The organism is Pseudomonas sp. DW-iso17 (genome assembly GCF_058725345.1).
In genome coordinates this window covers 231,972-246,996 of the sequence record NZ_JBZXEA010000044.1, presented here as the reverse complement: position 1 = coordinate 246,996, position 15,025 = coordinate 231,972, and the positions used below count along the sequence as shown (strand labels likewise).

At 62.6% G+C, this 15,025-nt stretch carries 15 protein-coding genes; 9 read left to right on the top strand and 6 right to left on the bottom strand.

Translation table 11 applies throughout. The features are described from left to right. Positions 1-55 precede the first annotated feature (55 nt). The 3 genes from AC4PS6_RS23465 to AC4PS6_RS23455 form a co-directional block, all read right to left on the bottom strand. Positions 56-610 (bottom strand): cytochrome b, encoded by a 555-nt coding sequence (locus AC4PS6_RS23465; RefSeq protein ID WP_014718978.1) that lies wholly within the window; start codon positions 608-610, stop codon positions 56-58. A gap of 114 nt (positions 611-724) precedes the next feature. Next, on the bottom strand, positions 725-1,552 hold the full coding sequence (phnX, locus tag AC4PS6_RS23460; protein WP_014718977.1) for a phosphonoacetaldehyde hydrolase: 828 nt from the start codon (positions 1,550-1,552) through the stop codon (positions 725-727). A 27-nt stretch (positions 1,553-1,579) separates the two neighbouring features. Continuing rightward, a complete protein-coding gene (locus AC4PS6_RS23455) occupies positions 1,580-2,689 on the bottom strand; it encodes a 2-aminoethylphosphonate--pyruvate transaminase (protein WP_236466156.1) in 1,110 nt (369 codons plus the stop codon). 112 nt (positions 2,690-2,801) lie between these two features. On the opposite strand from AC4PS6_RS23455, the gene AC4PS6_RS23450 reads away from it, so the two are divergent. Continuing rightward, positions 2,802-3,656, top strand: a complete 855-nt coding sequence (locus AC4PS6_RS23450; protein WP_014718975.1) for a LysR substrate-binding domain-containing protein — start codon at positions 2,802-2,804, stop codon at positions 3,654-3,656. Here AC4PS6_RS23450 and AC4PS6_RS23445 read toward each other — a convergent pair. Further along, positions 3,632-4,522, bottom strand: coding sequence for a LysR substrate-binding domain-containing protein (locus AC4PS6_RS23445; protein WP_014718974.1), 891 nt, complete (start codon positions 4,520-4,522; stop codon positions 3,632-3,634). The genes AC4PS6_RS23450 and AC4PS6_RS23445 overlap by 25 nt on opposite strands. A 258-nt stretch (positions 4,523-4,780) precedes the next feature. Between AC4PS6_RS23445 and AC4PS6_RS23440 the strand changes: the two genes are divergently transcribed. Further along, positions 4,781-6,106 (top strand): MFS transporter, encoded by a 1,326-nt coding sequence (locus tag AC4PS6_RS23440; protein WP_072433888.1) that lies wholly within the window; start codon positions 4,781-4,783, stop codon positions 6,104-6,106. Positions 6,107-6,215: 109 nt separating this feature from the next. After that, on the top strand, positions 6,216-6,920 hold the full coding sequence (locus tag AC4PS6_RS23435) for a YebC/PmpR family DNA-binding transcriptional regulator (protein ID WP_020302352.1): 705 nt from the start codon (positions 6,216-6,218) through the stop codon (positions 6,918-6,920). Between the two features lie 122 nt (positions 6,921-7,042). On the opposite strand, the gene AC4PS6_RS23430 is transcribed toward AC4PS6_RS23435, so the two are convergent. Together AC4PS6_RS23430 and zapE are read right to left on the bottom strand one after the other, a co-directional pair. Then, positions 7,043-8,341: a protein kinase gene (locus tag AC4PS6_RS23430; protein WP_020302351.1), complete on the bottom strand. Its 1,299-nt coding sequence runs from the start codon at positions 8,339-8,341 to the stop codon at positions 7,043-7,045. 37 nt (positions 8,342-8,378) lie between these two features. Then, a complete protein-coding gene (gene zapE, locus AC4PS6_RS23425) occupies positions 8,379-9,473 on the bottom strand; it encodes a cell division protein ZapE (RefSeq protein WP_014718971.1) in 1,095 nt (364 codons plus the stop codon). 181 nt (positions 9,474-9,654) lie between these two features. On the opposite strand from zapE, the gene AC4PS6_RS23420 reads away from it, so the two are divergent. The 6 genes from AC4PS6_RS23420 to AC4PS6_RS23395 all read left to right on the top strand — a co-directional run bounded on the left by AC4PS6_RS23420 (position 9,655) and on the right by AC4PS6_RS23395 (position 14,982). Next, the gene (locus tag AC4PS6_RS23420; protein WP_425608148.1) at positions 9,655-10,155 is read left to right on the top strand and encodes a Csu type fimbrial protein; all 501 of its coding nucleotides are present in this window, start codon (positions 9,655-9,657) and stop codon (positions 10,153-10,155) included. Beyond that, a complete protein-coding gene (locus AC4PS6_RS23415) occupies positions 10,149-10,694 on the top strand; it encodes a spore coat protein U domain-containing protein (protein WP_014718969.1) in 546 nt (181 codons plus the stop codon). Before AC4PS6_RS23420 ends, AC4PS6_RS23415 begins: the two co-directional genes overlap by 7 nt. 18 nt (positions 10,695-10,712) lie before the next feature. Next, positions 10,713-11,255 (top strand): Csu type fimbrial protein, encoded by a 543-nt coding sequence (locus AC4PS6_RS23410; RefSeq protein ID WP_003192220.1) that lies wholly within the window; start codon positions 10,713-10,715, stop codon positions 11,253-11,255. Between the two features lie 2 nt (positions 11,256-11,257). Continuing rightward, positions 11,258-11,746 carry a Csu type fimbrial protein gene (locus AC4PS6_RS23405; RefSeq protein ID WP_014718968.1) on the top strand — a complete coding sequence of 163 codons (489 nt, stop codon included), beginning with the start codon at positions 11,258-11,260 and terminating at the stop codon, positions 11,744-11,746. Between the two features lie 26 nt (positions 11,747-11,772). Further along, entirely contained in the window at positions 11,773-12,561 is a 789-nt protein-coding gene (locus AC4PS6_RS23400; protein WP_014718967.1) for a fimbrial biogenesis chaperone, read from the top strand. Between the two features lie 72 nt (positions 12,562-12,633). Further along, positions 12,634-14,982, top strand: a complete 2,349-nt coding sequence (locus tag AC4PS6_RS23395; RefSeq protein ID WP_014718966.1) for a fimbria/pilus outer membrane usher protein — start codon at positions 12,634-12,636, stop codon at positions 14,980-14,982. Positions 14,983-15,025 lie beyond the last annotated feature (43 nt).

Sequence of the window (15,025 nt, the reverse complement as noted above, 5' to 3'; positions counted from 1 at the left end):
CACAGGGGAGTTGCGCTTAACTGATGGCCTGAGTTCAGTCGATGAATGGGTTGGCTTAAAGCCTCCTCCCACCCGGCATCATGCGCAGCGCCGTGTTATCGCGCACCACATAATGATGAAAGATCCCCGCCAGTGCATGCAGCCCGATCAACCAATAACCGACCTGGGCGAACAGCACATGCCAGCCTTCAATCTCCTCGGCCAGCGCCTTGTTTTCCGCGATCAGCGGCGGCAATTCCATTCCATAGAACATCACCGAATGCCCTTTGGCACTGACGATCAACCAACCGGCAATCGGCAACCCGATCATCAACGCATACAGCGCCCAGTGCATCAGCTTCGCCAGCAGATTCTGCCATTGCGGCGGTGCCGGCACGATCTTCGGCGCCACCCCCAGGCTGCGTGCGAACAGGCGCAGCCATACCAGCACAAACACGGTAAGGCCGAGCATAAAGTGCATTTCCACAATCAGCGTGCGTGCGCCGCTGCCTTTGGGGAATTGCCCGCGCAGTTCAATGCAGGCGTAGACCACCGCCAGCAGCACCACCATCAACCAGTGCAACGCAATGGACATAGTGCTGTAGCGCGTATCGGAATTTTTCCACGGCATCGCTGTGTTCCTCACTCATCAGGGCATACCTCCATTCTTTAGCGATGGAGTGCATTAACTGTATGCCTGTTTTGAGCGCTGCGCTTGTTGCCAATGCCCTTGTCTTGACTTCGGTCAGTAGGCCTGCGGCATTTCCCCGCGGGCCAGGCGCTGGTTGATGTCACTGATGACCCGTGGCAGATCGGTGATGGTGTCAATCAGGTAGTGTGGACGTGAAGCTTCGAACATCGCCTCGATGCGCTGGCGCTCGCTAGCCAGTGTGTCGCTGTCCAGAGCGCGGAATTGCTCGTAGGTGAGGCCCAGCGCGTTGCCCGAGCAGGTCAGGGCCACGGTCCACATGCCGGCACGTCGGCCTTCGAGAATGCCCGGCACGGTGTCGTCGACCTTCACGCAGGCGGCCACATCATCAATGCCCAGGGCGATCACGTTGGCCAGTGCCTGGGCCGGCCAAGGGCGACCGTTGGGGACTTCGTCGGTAGCCACGACGTGGTCGGCGACATAGCCGTTGGTGGCGGCCAGGGCCACGACCTTGTCCATCACTTGCTTGGGATAGCCGGAGCAGGAGCCGATCTTGATCCCTTGCGCCCGCAGCGCTGCAATGGTGTCGAGGGCGCCGGGGATCAGGGCCGAGTGTTCAGCGATCTTCTCGATCTGCAGCGGCATGAAGCGCTGGTAGATGGCGGTCACGTCGTCGTCGGTCGGGGTGCGGCCGAACGCCTTGCGGTAGCGTTCGGCAACCTGCGGCTGGTCGCAGAGGGTGCGGATATGGTCCCACTTGCCCATGCCCATCGGGCCACGGGCTTCCTCGATAGACACCTGCACGTCGAACTCGGCGAAGGCCTCGACAAAAATCTGCGTGGGGGCGAAGGAGCCGAAATCGACCACGGTGCCGGCCCAGTCGAGGATAACGGCCTGGAGGGTGTTGGGGTTTTGATAGTTCATGGTTCAGATCCTGTGGTAATGGGGGGGTCAAATGTCCAACACTTCCATTTCTTGCAGCACCTCGGCGATGGCCTCGACCGCCGCGCGCATGCCGGCCGCGTCGACATGGCCGATGCAACCCACGCGAAAGGTTTCCACCTGGGTCAATTTGCCGGGGTACAGGATGAAACCCTTGGCCTTGACCCGTTCGTAGAAGTCCTTGAACTGGTAGCGCGGGTCTTTCGGGGCGTGGAAGGTGACGATGATCGGCGCCTGGATTGCCGCTGGCAGAAAGCTGCGCAGGCCCAGCGCGGCCATGCCATCCAGCAGTGCCTGGCAGTTGTCCGCGTAGCGTTGATGGCGGGCGGGCAGGCCGCCTTCTTCTGCGTATTGCAGCAGCGCCTCATGCAGGGCGGCAACCACGTGGGTCGGCGGGGTGAAGCGCCATTGTCCGGTCTTGGCCATATAGGTGTGCTGGTCGAACAGGTCCATCGCCAGGGAATGGCAGTTGCCCTGGGACGCAGCCAGCGCCGCTTTTTCGGCAAAGACAAAGCCCATCCCCGGCACGCCTTCCAGGCATTTGCCCGAGGCGGCAATCAGCGCGTCGAAGGGGATTTCACGGGCATCAATCGGTAGCGCGCCGAAGGAACTCATGGCGTCGATGATCAGGCGCTTGCCGTGGCGTTTGACCACCTCGGCGATCTGCGGCAACGGGTTGAGAATGCCCGTGCTGGTTTCGCAATGGATCAGCGCAACGTGGGTGATGGCGCTGTCAGAGCTCAACAGGCGATCCACATCGGCGGCAGTGGTGGGCTCGTCCTCGGCGGTTTCAAAGGTGCTGAATTCGCGGCCAAGCACCTCGCAGATTTTCGCCAGGCGCTTGCCGTAGGCGCCGTTGATCAACACCAGCACCTTGCCATTGCGAGGAACCAAGGTGCCGATCGCCGCTTCGACGGCGAAGGTGCCGCTGCCTTGCAGCGGCACGCAGTGGTGGCTGTCCGCACCGTTGAGGATCGCCAGCAGCTGCGTGCACACACTGGCTGTGAGCTGGTTGAAGCGGTCGTCCCACGACCCCCAATCCACCATCATCGCCTGGCGGGTGCGGGCCGAGGTGGTCAGGGGGCCGGGGGTCAACAGGATCGGCGCGGCAGTGGGCATATCAAATCCTCGCAAGGTGTTGGGGTTCAAGCTACGGCGCCTAAATTGCAGTTTGGCTTGTCATCAATCAAATTGTTTGTTGTTATGCGAGCTATCAGTGAGGCCGATAACGATGAACCTGTTCCAACTGCGTGCATTCGATGCCGTGGCCCGTGAGGGCAGTTTTACCCGCGCGGCGGCTCGGCTGTTTATCAGCCAGCCGGCAGTGACCGGGCATATCAAGGCGCTTGAGGAGCACTACCAGATCCCGCTGTTGCGCCGCACCGCCCGCCGGGTGGAGTTGACCGAGGAGGGCGCACGCCTGGCGGCCATCACGCGGGCGATCTTCGGTTTGGTCGACGAGGCGCAAACCATGCTGGAGGCCAACCGCCAGTTGCTCACCGGGCGCCTGGAAGTGGCGGCGGACGGCCCTCACTTGGTCATGCCGATGATCGCCAGCCTGCGCGCGCGCTACCCTGGCATTACCGTGAACCTGCGTTTGGGCAATGCTCAGGAAACCCTGGCGGCGCTGCTGTCCGAACATGCCGATGTGGCGGTGCTCACCGAGGTGGAGCCGCGCAATGGCCTGCACTTGCAACCCCTGGACGAGTCACGGATTTGCGCCTTGGTGCCGGCTGCGCATCCGTGGGCCAGGCAGGCCAGCGGTATTGAACTGGCGCAGCTGCATGAGGTGATCATGGTGCTGCGCGAGCCGAGCTCCATCACCCGCCGCACTTTTGATGACGCGTGCCTGGCGGCGAATGTGCAACCCAAGGTGCTGCTGGAACTGGACAGTCGTGAAGCCGTGACCGAAGCGGTGGCGGCAGAGTTAGGGGTGGGCGTGGTGTCGTCGATGGAGGTCAGCCCGGACCCGCGTGTACAGGCGGTACCGATCCTGGGCGATGGCCTGCTGAACCGGCACATGCTCGGCTGCATGGAGCGGCGCCGCTCGCTGCGCTTGATTCAGGCGTTTTTCGAGTTGGCGTGAAGGCTCTCACGCACGATCTCCAGGAAGGTCGCGACCACGCGGCGTGAACTCTGCTCTTTCAGGCACACCAGGGTTTCTTTCATGCGCTGTGTGCAATCGCGGATCGGCATGGCGTATACCCGCGCGTCGGCGCCGAACTCTGCCGCCGACACCACGCCCACGCCAATTCCCACCACCACGGCTTCCCGGGCGGCTTCGCGGCCTTCCACCTGGATGGCCGGGCGAATGCGCAGGCCGGCCTGGCGCATTTCCTGCTCCAGGGTTTGACGGGTGACCGAGCCGGTTTCCCGCAGCACCAGCGGAGTGTTATCGAGGTCGGCCAGGCAGATCGATTCGCGCCCGGCCCAGGCATGGTCACGTGCGACAAAAGCCAGAAGTTGATCGTCGGGCAGCGGCAGTGACAACAGGCGCGGATCATCGACATCGCGCCCCAACAGCGCCAGGTCGGCCTGGTAGTTGTAAAGGCGCGACAGCGACTCATCGGTGTTGCCGGTTTCGATTTTCACGCTGATCCCAGGGTAGCGCTGGCAGAAGCGCGCAATCTGCGGCAGTACGTGCACGGGTGCATCCACCGCCAGGGTAAGGGTGCCGGTGAGCAGGGCGCGCGAATCCTGCAGCAATTCTTCGGCTTCGGCTTCGATCACAAACAGGCGCTGGGTGATGCCCAGCAGGCGCTCACCCAGATCGGTCAGGCGCACCGAGCGCTTGTTGCGGTGGAACAGCAACACGCCGAAGCGCTCTTCCAGTTTGCGCACCTGGTCGGAAATCGCAGGCTGGGTCAGGAACAGGCGTTCGGCCGCCCCGGTAAAACTGCCGTGAATGGCCACCGCATGGAAGGCTTTGAGCTGGGCATGGGAAACCGACATAGCGCGTCCTCTTACAAGCTGGGCTTATATTTGAAATACGATAAATCGATTTTACCTATGAGTCAGCCATTGCTTTCATGCGCCTCAGTCGCCGTAGGTTGAGTCCTACAACCACGGCTGCCATGGGGGCAGGCACACCGCACCCATCTGACCAATACCGCGCTCTCCAAGGCCCGGCATTGCAGTGCTCAACCATAAAAACAACAGGCGTTTTCTTTCGATTCTGCCGGCACACTCACACCTGAGGTCAGAACCACCATGAATATCCCTATGGGTAGCATCAAGCGTTGGCGCGTGCAGATTTTTGCCATCACCTGGCTGGCGTATGCCGCGCTCTATTTCACCCGCAAAGCGTTTTCAGTGGCGAAGCTGGGGATCGGCGACGACCCGAGTTTCCCCCTCGACAAAATGATGATGGCCAACCTGGATGGGCTCTACCTCGCCGCGTATGCCGTAGGCCAGTTCACTTGGGGCATGCTTGCCGACCGCTTTGGACCACGGGTGGTGGTGCTCGGTGGCTTGCTGATTTCCGCAGGCGCAGCGCTGGTGATGGGCACCTTTGCCACCTTGCCGATCTTTGTTACCTGCATGTTGGTACAGGGCTTGGCCCAGTCCACTGGCTGGTCGGGGCTGTGCAAGAACCTCGGCAGTTTCTTCCCGGCCCAGCAGCGTGGGCGGGTGCTGGGGTTATGGAGTTCGTGTTACGCGTTCGGCGGATTGGTCGCGTCACCGTTTGCCGGTTGGTGGGCCTATACGCTGATCGGTAGTTGGCATGCGGCGTTTATTTCCAGTGCCGCAGTGGTAGCGGTGGTGGCCGTGCTGTTCTTTATGTTCCAGCGCAATACCCCGCAGGATGTGGGCTTGCCGGCAGTCGAGCCTGAGCCGGTGCTGAGCGCCGAGCAGTTGGCCGCCCAGCAGCGCGTCAGCGTACTCGAACCCCTGCGCGCGATCCTGCGTAACCGCACAGTGTTGACCCTGGGGCTGGCGTACTTCCTGCTCAAGCCGGCGCGCTACGCGATTCTGTTGTGGGGGCCGGTGATCGTCTACGAGCAGATGCCGTCGGTGGGCAAGGTCGGCGCCGCCATCGTGCCCACCGCGTTTGAGTTGGCTGGTTTACTGGGGCCAGTGTTGATCGGCCTGGCCTCCGACAAACTGTTCGGCGCCCGGCGCATGCCCGCCTGTGTGCTGAGCCTGTTGGCGCTGACGGTTGCCCTGGCGCTTTTCATGGGCGCGCTGCACACCGGCAGTGTGGTGCTGGTGATGACGTTGCTGTTTGTCATGGGGCTGACGCTGTATGGGCCCGACTCAATGATCAGCAGCACGGCGGCCATCGACTTCGGCACCGCCAAGGCCGGCGCTACCGCCGCGGGTTTTGTGAACGGCTGCGGTTCGGTGGGGGCGATTCTGGGTGGTTTGCTGCCAGGCTATTTCGATACCGTGACGGTATTTATCGTGTTTGCCGGTGCGGCGCTGTTTTCTTCGTTGGTGCTGATGCCCTACTGGAATGCCAGGCCCGCCGTACTGGCCCAGGCGGGGGATTTTGTGCCGGACCGCAATGCGGTGATCAAACCCTTGCGCACCTGAGTACCCTGGCCGGTTTTTTGGTGGAACGAAGCGTTCTCGCGCTATAAACTCTGCCCCCAAAGCGCCGGCCAGTAGACGTTTCGGCGCGATGGAAATAAGAGAGTGAGTCATGGGCGCACAGTGGAAAGTCAAACATAAAGAAGCGGCAGCCAATGCCAAGGGCAAGATTTTCGGCAAGCTGGTGAAAGAAATCACCATCGCCGCCCGCAACGGCGCCGATACCGCGACCAACGCGCACCTGCGCCTGGTGGTGGAACAGGCCAAAAAAGCCTCGATGCCCAAGGAAACCCTGGACCGCGCAATCAAAAAGGGCGCCGGTCTGCTCGGTGAGACCGTGCAATACCACCGCGTGACCTACGAAGGTTTCGCGCCGCACCAGGTGCCTTTGATCGTCGAGTGCGTGACCGACAACATCAACCGCACCGTGGCGGAAATCCGCGTGGCCTTCCGCAAGGGCCAACTGGGCGCTTCCGGTTCGGTGGCCTGGGATTTCAACCATGTGGGCCTGATCGAAGCATCGCCGGACACGCCAGACGCCGATCCAGAAATGGCCGCCATCGAAGCCGGCGCCCAGGACTTTGAAGAGGGTGAAGAAGGCTCCACCTTGTTCATTACCGAAACCACCGACCTGGATGCCGTGCAGAAAGCCTTGCCGGAGCAGGGCTTTACCGTGCTGTCGGCCAAGCTGGGCTATATCTCCAAGAACCCGGTCAGCGGTTTGACCGATGAGCAGATGGCTGAAGTCGAGGCGTTCCTGGAAGGCCTGGACAACCATGATGATGTGCAGGATATGTTTGTCGGCCTGGCGGGCTGATGTTTATCTGAGTACACGCGGTCAACCTGTGGGAGCGGGCTTGCTCGCGAATGCGGTGTGACAGTCAACAGATGTATTGGCTGTTCCACCGCATTCGCGAGCAAGCCCGCTCCCACATTGGTTTAGTGGTGTTGCATAGATTCGAGCAAGACCTCAATTTCTTCAAAGCCCGGCCGCGCCAGCACATCCGGCTGGCAGCAGCGTTGTTGAAGTGCCTGCAAGCCTTCGTCACTGGCCTCAACCCGCTCCAACAATTCCCCCAGCAACACTCCGAACGCGCGCACTTCAATACGCTGCAGCGCGCGGGTTTCCAACGTGTCCGCCGTGGCATGGAAGGAGGCCGCGCCAAAGTCTCCCAGCAAGCAATCACCTTCTGCGTTCCACAAAATATTGTGACCATACAGGTCACCATGGGTAATGCCGTGCCGATGCAGGTGCGCCGCCACCGAAGCAATGCCCTGCGCCATGCGCAGTGCTACGTCCAGGCTGAAACGGGTGGTGGGTGCGTAGACATCCCGCGTGCACGACGCCAGGCTCGGCAGGGCTGCGAGGTTGCGGTAACTGGGGTCGATCAGCTCCATCACCAGGGCGGCCTGGTTATCGGGATGGCCGACGACGCGTCCTTCAACCTTGATCAGGCTGGGATGCAGGCCGGCAGCGATGCAGGCTTGCATTTCATGCAGCGGTGAACCGTCGCTGGTGATGGTGCCCTTGTACAGCTTGACCGCGACCGGCAACGCCCGGGGTTTCCACAGCGCCTTGCGAATAATCCCCGAAGCGCCTTCGCCAAGGACTTCGCCCATGTCCAGTTCCTGCCAGGCGATGTTCGGCGTCGCCTCATCACTGCTCACCTGCACGGCCATTTCCACCGGGTTGCCGGCGTAGGCCAGCCAGGTCAGGCTCGGCAGGGTCAGCAGCCACTGCGGTAGTTGGGTGAGGCGGTTGGAGGCGATGCGGATCAACTCCAGGTTTTGGCACTGGGCCAGGCTTGGCGGCAGGTCGGTCAACTGGTTACCGGCCAACATCAACTTTTGCAGTAACGGGCGCTGACCCAGTTCATCGGGCAATTGGCGGATGCAGTTGTCGGTGAGGATTAGCCAGCGCAATTGTGGCGGCAGGGCAGCGGCGGCTACCTGGCTGATCTGGTTGGCCTTGAAGCCGATCATGCTCAGCTTGGCGCACTGGCCCAGGCATTGCGGCAGTTCGGTAAAGGCGTTGTCCGAACAGAACAGCACGCGCAGGTTCGTCAGGCGGTGCAGGTCGTCGGGCAAGCTGCTCAGGGCGTTGCCGGTGAGGTTGAGGATTTCCAGCGAGTCGGCCAGTTCGAAGATTTCCCGGGGAAACTCGGTCAGCCCGCAGGCCAGGTCCAGGCGCGTAACGCCAGCCAATTGGCCAGCCTTGAGTTGGGCGAGGGTATTCATGCAGGGCGCGGTGCTCGGAAGAGGGCGTAAAAGGCGCTCATGATAGCGGCTCGGACGCGGTTTGCGGGCACAGCGTCTGCAATTGGCGCAGGCGACTGGCGGTGCGGGCGAGGTCGATGGCTTGGCCTTCCAGGCATTTATCCAAGGGCTGATGGCCGATCAGCGTCACTTGCTTGTCCTGGTCGTAGAGCACGTCTACCAGGTTGATAAAGCGCTGTTGCACGGCGATGGGGCATTCGGCCAACTGCGGCAGGCCGTCGATGATCCAGTGGTCGAAGTCCTGGCACAACAACAGGTAATCCATGACCGCCGTGAGTTGTTCGCACAGGTCATTGAAGGTGAACGCGATGGTGCGTGCCTGATGGCCTCGGCACGTTAACTGCCGAGTGCCGACCTTCAGGGTTTGCGCCGGGCAATCTGTGGCAGGCAGGCCCAGGCTTTCACGCTGGCCAGCGGTACCTGGCCAGACGTACTGGCCGCCCGTGAAGCGCTGTTGCGCGTGGGCCTGGGCCAGGCTGCGAAAGTCCTGAGGCGCACTGACTTCCAGCACCTCCATGCGCGCGGCGATCAGCTCGATCACCGGTTTGAAACGCTCGTGATACAGCGGATTGGGCAGCAAGCCTTCGGGTGGGTAGTTGGAGGTCACCAACACCAGCACACCGCGCTGGAACAGGGCCTTGAACAAACGGCTGATGAGCATCGCATCGCCGATATCGTGCACATGGAATTCGTCGAAACACAGCACTCGGCAGCCGGCCAGCAGCTCGTCCAGCGTGACGCCCAGAGCATCATCATGTCCGCGGTGCAGGAACATGCCTTGGTGCAGCCGGGCGAAGAAAGTGTGGAAATGCACACGTTGCTTCTCGGCGATGGGCAGTGCCTGGAAAAATCCATCCAGCAGCCAGCTTTTGCCACGCCCCACCGGGCCATGCAGGTACAGGCTGCGCGTGGCCTGGCCGTTGAGCAGGTGTTGAGCTTCGCGATTCAGGGCGGTAATCGCCCGGATTTGCCCATCACTGAGGGTATAGCCCTGTTGTTCGGCCTTTTTTTGAAAATACGCCGGGATAGGCGAGGCGTCCGAGGCGTCGGTTTTTTTACCCAGCAGGCGCTGGAGCAGGGCAAGCACGGCCAAGAATAAACACTCTGTATTACGGTGGTCGCTCACTGTAGGACGCCCGATGCCATTTGACCAATGGTGAAGGGCCCCAAGCCTTGCAAACTGGCACTTTCGCGTTAACTGGCTAACCTCATACACAGTTGTCACCCCTGTATAAGGAATTGGGGCTGTGAAGGGACCGTCGGTATTGGCTGTCATGGGCACGATGCTCTGCAACACGGTGTTTGCTGCGCAACTCCAGGTGCAGGTGCGCATCGACGTGCAGCGGGGTTGCCAGTTGGTGGGCACCACCCGCAATGCGGGCATCGAGCAACTTGGCGTATTGGATTTCGGCAGCGGCCCGCGTCTGGATGACCCGGCCGGCCCCCTGAGTGCGGCCCTGATCAGCCAGCGCCAGCCGCGCCTGGAATGTAACCCCGACACGCCTTACCAAATGCGCGTTGACGGCGGCCTGCATGGCGGCGCCGGCGAAGTGCGTTATCTCGCCAATCCGGCGCCCTCCAGCCGGCCCATTCCCTATCGAATCTATGCTGACGCCGCGCGGCTGATCCCCTTGCCGGTGGACGTGCCGATCAGTGGCCGCGTGCCGGACACTGGCTCTGTCGACCTGCCGCTGTATGGGCGCATCGAACCGCTCAAGGACATCCCCGCCGTCGGCCGTTATTCCGACCTGCTCAAGGTCACGGTCACATGGTAAGCCGCTACCTGGCCGTGACGGCCCTGGGTGGCCTGCTGTTGCTGGCGGATGACGCGCAGGCGGCGGTGGTCAACGGCCAGGTCCATGCGCGGTTGGTAATCACCGCCAGTTGCGAAGTGAGCAAGGGCGTGGAAACCGCGCCGGTCACACCCGAAGGCGGCACCGCGCTGTTGGACTTTGGCAGCCAGGGGCCGACGTGGAACGAGACCTTGGACGCGGCGATCTCCGATGGCGACAAGGCGCCGCTGTCGGTGTCCTGCAATCCTTCGGTGGTCAGCAGTTTCACGGTGACCATCGATGGGGGGGCTAACGGCGACGGGACCACGCGGCGCCTGAGCAATGGCCGCCAGACCATTCCCTATCGACTGTCGGCTGACCCCCAGGGGCGCAGTGCCTACAGGATCGGCCAGCAACGCAATTTCGTCGTGACCCAGGGCACCCAGGTACCGATCCCGGTATTCGGTTCCGTGGTGGCGAATACCAGGGCCCTACCGGCCGGCCTCTACACAGACACCCTGACGGTGACTCTGGATTGGTAAACCATGAGGATGGATATCATGCATGTACTTGTATCGCGAATCGGCCTCTGTGCCCTGGGCCTGGGGCTGGCGTCCAGCCTGAACGCGGCGACCACGGTGACCGGGCAGATCAGTTCCAGCCTGACCTTGATCGCCAGTTGCCAGGTCAACGGCTCTGGAGCGGCCACCGGGCTGAATTTCGGTAGCTTGAACTTCGGCACCACCAACAGCCTGTTTACCAATGCCGACGCCCAGCTGCTCGGCGGCACCGGTACCGGCGGGGCGTTGTCGATCCTGTGTTCGGCTGGCACCGCGCCAACGATCAAGGTGCGTGCCGGCGCCCACGACGGTGCTTCCCCCGGTGGCACCCGTGCGCTGGCCGATGGCGTGGGTAACTTCGTGCCCTACGATTTCTACACTGACAGCGGGCGTTCAGCGCTATTGGCGATTGACGGCGTGGTGACCCTCGCCACCAGTACCGGCGTGGCGCAGACCGTCAACCTTTACGGCCGGGCGGTGGGCAAGGCGGGACTGCCGGCGGGCACCTACACCGACACCGTGGCCGTGGAACTGACGTTCTAACGATGTGGCCCAGGGTGTTGCTCGCCATCGGCCTGGCGATACCGTTGCCGCTGTCGGCGGTGGTCAACCAGAGCTTCCAGGTGAGTGCGACCATCACGCCGGGCTGTCTGATTGTGGGCGGCGGCGCCAACTACGGCACCTTGGCCTACGGCAGCTATTCGGCCCTGGCCACCAGCACGGTCACAGCGGCTCTCACTGGCGGCGTAACCCTGCAATGCACGCCGGGCGTGGCCCTGAGCATGAGCGTGGATGGCGGCCTGTACAGCAGCACCGGACGCAATTTGCAGCTCAACAGTGGTAGCGCGCGGGTGGCTTACCAATTGTTTCGCGATGCGGCGTTCAGCCAGAGCCTGGGGATCAACCAGAGCGTCAGCGTGACCTACAGCGATGCGAGCAACATCAGCCTGCCGATTTACGGGCGGGTGGTTTTACCGGGCAATCAGCCTGGGGGGACGTACAGCGACACGCTGCAGGTGCAGCTGACGTGGTAGGGCTAACGGTTTTAAGGAGGGGTGTCATGGGTTGTGCTTTGCGACGGTTATGGACCGCGGGTTTCGCCTTGGGGGCGTTGTGCTCGGCAGGGTTTGTACAGGCGGCCAGTTCGGTGCTGATCTGGCCCATCGACCCGGTGCTGGAGGCTGACCAACAGGCCAGCGCGCTGTGGCTGGAGAACCGTGGCACCGAGACCGCCAACCTGCAGATCCGCGTGTTTGCCTGGAGCCAGAATGGCTTTGACGAGCAGTACCAGAACCAGCGCGATGTGATCGGCAGCCCGCCGGTGGCCAAGATCGAGCCGGGCCAGAAGCAACTGGTGCGCCTGACCCGCACCCGGGAAGTGCCGCCGGGGCAGGAGTTGGCCTATCGCATCATCATTGATGAAATCCCCTCGGCGTTGCAGGTGCCGGCGCCGCCGGAGGGCAAGAACACGGCGGCGGCGATTCGCTTTCAGATGCGTTATTCGGTGCCGCTGTTTGCCTACGGCGCCGGCTTGTGGAGCAAAGATGACGCTACCCGGCAGCGCGATCCCAAGGGCGCGGGCAAGCCGCAGTTAAGCTGGCAAAAGGTCAACGTGGCAGGGCGCAACTACATCGAGGTGCGCAACCAGGGCGCCGTGCATGCGCGGCTTACCGATGCGTCATTCAAACAGGGCGGGCAGACCCGGCCGTTGGTGGACGGTTTGCTCGGCTATGTGCTGCCGGGCGCGAGCATGCGCTGGCCGGTGCCGGATGCCGTATCGGCCGACCAGCCGTTGCAGGTCAGGGTCAACGGCGCGCCGCAACTGGAGAGCCTGGCGCCCAAGCGCTAACCGTTATGTAGCGCAACGGGCACACGCCCGGGTTTTCACAGGATGGAGATGTCCATTGAAGGACACAACGCCATGGTGAGTCGCGGTTGGGCTCGGGTTTTATGGCCGTCGGTGGCAGTGGCAAGCGGGCTGTGGGGCGCAGCGATGGCGGGCGACTTGCCGCCGCCGCCCGGCAGCATGGAGGCAGTTGCCGATGCACAGCTGTTTCTGGAACTGGTGGTCAACCAGATGGACACCGGCCGCGTTATCGCGGTCGAGCAGCGCGCCGGCCAGCTGTTTGTGCCGGCCAGCGCGTTGCAGGACGTGGGCATGAAACTGCCCGGTGAGCCCGTCGGCAGTGTGGCCCTGGACCAGGTGCCGGGCCTGCACAGCGACTACGACAGCAACGGCCAGCGCCTGCTGCTGGATGTGCCGCCTTCCTGGCTGCAGGAACAGTTCATCGGCAACCGCAATACCTATCCGCGTACCCAGGCCATGAGCAGCTTCGGCGCCTTGCTCAACTATGACGTGTATTTCAATGACACCGACGACGGCGGCAGTTACCTCGCGGCGTGGAACGAAGTGCGGCTGTTCGACACCTGGGGCACCTTGTCCAACACCGGGCAACTGCGCCAGACCCTGTCCGACGGAGTCAGCGGCGGTACCCTCAACAATGGTTACCGACGTTACGACACCACCTGGCGTTTCTCCGACGATGAGCGCCTGCTGACCTACGAGGCTGGCGACGTGATCAGCGGTGCGCTGCCCTGGAGCAGTTCGGTGCGCCTGGGCGGGGTGCAACTGTCGCGGGACTTTGCCGTGCGCCCCGACCTGGTCACGTACCCCTTGCCGCAGTTTGCCGGTGAGGCGGCGGTGCCGTCGTCGGTGGATCTGTTTATCAACGGCTATAAATCCGACAGCGCACAGTTGCAACCCGGCCCCTACACCCTGACCAACATCCCGTTTATCAACGGTGCCGGCGAGGCCGTGGTGGTCACTACCGACGCCCTGGGACGCCAAGTGTCGACCACGGTGCCGTTCTACGTCACCAGCACCTTGCTGCAACAAGGCTTGACGGATTTTTCGCTGGCCGCCGGTACCTTGCGCCGTGACTACACCCTGCGGGACTTCGGCTACGGGCCGGGCGTGGCCAGTGGCACGTTCCGCTACGGCTATTCCGATAACCTGACCCTGGAAAGCCACGCCGAAGCCTCCAGCGACCTGACCCTCGGCGGGCTCGGCGGCAACCTGCGCCTGGGCAACTTCGGCGTGCTCAATACCGCCCTCAGCCAGAGCCAGTTCGACAGCCGCACGGGCCAGCAACTGAGCCTCGGTTACCAGTACAACAGCACGCGCTACAGCTTTATGTACCAACGGGTGGAGCGCCGCGACGACTACGCCGACCTGACTCTGGTCGATACCCCTTACGCCAGCCTCAGCAAGCGCAGCGAGCAGGTGACCCTGAGTCTCAACCTCCAACGTTTCGGCAGCCTGGGCCTGGGTTATTTCGACGTGCAGGCGGCGGACGACTCGCGCACGCGCCTGCTCAACCTGAGCTGGAGCAAACCGTTGTGGCGCAACACCAGCTTTTATCTGTCAGCCAACCGCGAAATCGGTGACAGCAACTGGGCCATGCAGGCGCAACTGGTCATCCCGTTCGACCTCAACGGCAGCCTGGCCTTGAGTACCGAGCGCAGCAAGGACGGCGCCAGTCGCCAGCGCATCAACTACAGCCGCGCGGTGCCCAGCGAAGGCGGGGTGGGCTACAACCTCGGCTATGCCCAGGGCGATGCCCCCAGCTATCGACAGGCCGACCTGACCTGGCGCTTGCAGTCGGTGCAGTTGCAGGCCGGCGTGTACGGCAGCAGCGAGGCCATGACGCGCTGGGCCGATGCCAGCGGCTCACTGGTGTGGATGGGCGGCGAAACCTTTGCCGCCAACCGCATCAATGACGCCTTTGTGGTCGTGAGCACCCAGGGCTTTGCCGGGATTCCGGTGCGCTACGAAAACCAGCTGGTGGGCCAGACCGACCGCAACGGCCATTTGCTGGTGCCGTGGAGCAGTGCCTATTACCGCGGCAAATACGAGATCGACCCGTTGAACCTGCCGGCGAATGTGCAAAGCCCCAATGTGGAACAGCGCGTGTCGGTGCGCCGAGGCAGTGGCTACCTGCTGGAATTCCCCCTGCGCCGGGTGCTCGCCGCAAGCATCACCCTGGTGGACCGCCAGCATCAGGAGTTGCCGCTGGGCAGCCTGGTGGTGCACGAGCAAAGCAACACCCAGGCGGTGGTCGGCTGGGATGGCCTGGTGTACCTGGAAAACCTCAGCGCCCACAACACCTTGCAGGTCACTTTGGGACAGGGCCGCACCTGCCAGGCAACCTTCGATATGGACGAGCAGCAACAGGACGTGCCCTTGATCGGGCCATTAGTGTGCCAATGAGGGATTGAACAGGGAGTGTTCAGGTGAGGGGCAGCGTAGGGTT